Source organism: Flavihumibacter sp. CACIAM 22H1 (assembly GCF_001601815.1).
Classification (GTDB): Bacteria; Bacteroidota; Bacteroidia; order Chitinophagales; family Chitinophagaceae; genus Flavihumibacter.
Genome location: NZ_LUKG01000077.1, coordinates 1 through 2645, shown reverse-complemented (window position 1 = coordinate 2645; position 2645 = coordinate 1). Strand labels below are relative to the sequence as shown.

The 2645-nt window shown below is 38.0% G+C and carries 5 protein-coding genes; all 5 read right to left on the bottom strand.

What is annotated here, in order from left to right; genetic code table 11:
* Positions 1-679: LytTR family DNA-binding domain-containing protein (locus tag A1D16_RS17350; RefSeq protein ID WP_290711860.1), on the bottom strand; the 679-nt coding region annotated here is incomplete at its 3' end.
* A 5-nt stretch (positions 680-684) separates the two neighbouring features.
* Complete coding sequence (locus A1D16_RS17345) at positions 685-1716, bottom strand: histidine kinase (RefSeq protein WP_290711827.1); 1032 nt, start codon at positions 1714-1716, stop codon at positions 685-687.
* A 65-nt stretch (positions 1717-1781) separates the two neighbouring features.
* Positions 1782-1970, bottom strand: a complete 189-nt coding sequence (locus A1D16_RS17340) for a hypothetical protein (RefSeq protein WP_290711825.1) — start codon at positions 1968-1970, stop codon at positions 1782-1784.
* Between the two features lie 127 nt (positions 1971-2097).
* The gene (locus A1D16_RS21775; RefSeq protein WP_366206992.1) at positions 2098-2379 is read right to left on the bottom strand and encodes a lantibiotic dehydratase C-terminal domain-containing protein; all 282 of its coding nucleotides are present in this window, start codon (positions 2377-2379) and stop codon (positions 2098-2100) included.
* A 23-nt stretch (positions 2380-2402) separates the two neighbouring features.
* Positions 2403-2645 (bottom strand): thiopeptide-type bacteriocin biosynthesis protein (locus tag A1D16_RS17335; protein ID WP_290711823.1); only part of this gene is annotated, 243 nt, incomplete at its 5' end.

The window sequence follows — 2645 nt, the reverse complement described above, 5'->3', positions numbered from 1 at the left end:
CTTTAAAACTGGTACCAATTGGTACCTGCTCTACCCGATTCCTTAAGCGAAGAATATTATTCTCTATAGAAATAATATTATGGAATGGCACAATAAAAGAGCGATGTACACGTACAAAGATATTTTTGGGGAGTCGATCTTCTACGTCCTTCAGATTAAGAAGGGTCATTATTTTTTCTTTGCCTTTATGAAAGGCAACATAATTTTTTTGTCCTTCTATAAAATCAATCTCATTGTAATTGATTTTAACCAGCTTACCTCTTTGTTCCGTTTTTATGAATATGTAATCGTTGGGGATAGAATCCACTACTGCTACTTTACCCGCCATAATTATACTAACGGCACGTTGAACAGCTTTCATAAAACGTGGAAAAGCGATGGGCTTCATTAGATAGTCCACCGCTTCGTAATCAAAAGCATCTAAAGCAAAATCTGAATAGGCTGTACAAAAAATAACTTTGGTATGATTACCTACGATCTTTAGGATATCAATCCCATTCATTTCCTCCATTTGAATATCCAGGAAAACGAGATCCGGTTTATGCCGGTTAATAAGGTCAATACCGGTAATGGGATTCATGGCAGTAGCCACCAATTCCAGGAGATCAATCTTGGAAACGTAATTGACAATAACATCAATTGCAGCTTTCTCATCATCATTAATCATGCATTTCACCATACGAATCAAACATAAAGGGTTAATTCCAGTGTATAGAATTCCTCTTCATTGCTTGTAACTACATCGTATTTCCCTTTATAGGAAACGTCGAGCCGACGCAGTACATTCTGAATCCCTATCCCACTGCTTTTCTCGATCACTTTTTTCTTTTTCCTGTTCTGGCAGTAAAAATAGACTTTTTCCGGGGTAGCATCCAATCGGATGATCAGCGGATGATTTCTGTTTTTTAACTCGCCGTATTTCAGCGCATTCTCCACAAAGGTAATGAATACCAGCGGGGGAATCTTAAAATCTCCGACCGGACCGGTTACAGTGAAATCGATCTGCAGCTCGTTTGAGAAGCGAAGTTGGTGAATATCAATTAGATTATGAAGGTAATGGATCTCATTTTTCAGGTTAACCATGCCATTATCCTTATCTAGTCCTTCGATGCTGTACCGCATAATTTCGGACAATTTGAGGATATTATTGGCCAATTCCTCCGAATAATACTGTGCGTGGGAAAACAGGGTATTCAGGGTATTGTATAAAAAATGGGGGTTGATTTGTGCTTTCAAGAAATTAAATTCAGTGTGAAGCTGTTGGATTTCCAGTTGTCGGTTATTCAATTCAAGTTCCTGAATTCGTTTCTGCCGTTCCAGTGAATAAACGAAGTAGGAATATCCAACAGCAAATATGGTGTATTGCATGAAATAGGACAACGAATAGCCTACATCCGCCCTACGAATTAACTGCTCAATTGTAGCTTCATATCCGCTCAAAAAAACAAGTAAAATAAACCTGGTAAAATGAAATATGGGAAAAAGCAATATTATAAAAAGCAATTTTGTGATTCTTGCCTTTTTACTTGCAAAAACTCCCTTGAATAACACCAAGCAACAGAAATAAAACCAGCAGATACTTGGTAAGTAATTTGTAACCAATGACAATGCATCAATGGTTCCTATCATTACATAAACTACCAATTGTGTAGTTCCTATCCAGATCAGCCAGAATACAGCATGCCAGATTATTCTACCATATTTATTTTCCTGCATTCAGATTTGTTTCTACTATATAGTTACAAATTCTGTACGCAGCCACCAAATATTACTGAAACGAATCAGAAACCTCCTTTCGAAGTAGGCCTTGGACTAGAGGTTGTACAAATCTCAACCAGGGAAGGAATGAAACGGATATCGTTTGCTTTCACAAAAGGTTGCTGACTGGTAGAAAGCTCCGCCTGCTTAACCATAATAGCGATCGTTTTCTTTTGAATGTTCAGCTTGGATTTGATTTGCTCGGGTCTCATTTTTTTAAAATTTATTTGTTGTATAATCAGAGTACAACAAATCTATCCCGAACATTTATCGTGACCTTAAACACTACACCAACAAGCCGAATGTAGGTACGAATAGTATTTGAGGACTGACAGCCTCTTATTTTTGGTGCATTTTTTTCATTTTTTTCGCAAAATAATAGCGATGCAAAAAGTCGTAACAAACCATTTCATGCTGCCGCGGCTTTGATGTAAAAAGCCGGTTCAACTGCATGTGAATCAAACTTGCCAATAAACTGTCTAACCCAGGCTCCAACTGGTTTTCCTGCGAAAGACCCAGAATAAAAAGAATGGATTTTTCTGCTGCCGAATCGTGTACTTGTAACGCAAAACCTTGCTCCATTTTTTCTTCCAATTGCCGTCGATGCTTTCGATACCGCATCATCAAGTTGTTCTTTTAAGAGTTTACCTGTAGAAAAATTTCGTCAGCAAAAATTTCGTCTTTAAACGTTCCAGCAAATTTGTTTTGCGTTCCAGGTCATAACCAAACTTTTCCAGCAACCAATCAATGCTTTGTAATCCCCAAATCCAACGTTCTTCTTCCCGCTCATCTCCCAACTCCTGAGAAAGCCATTGCAGGGTTAATTCACTATTTATACAAAACAATTCTTCCACCGCCTCAATTGATCTGCTGCCATAACGCTGTAG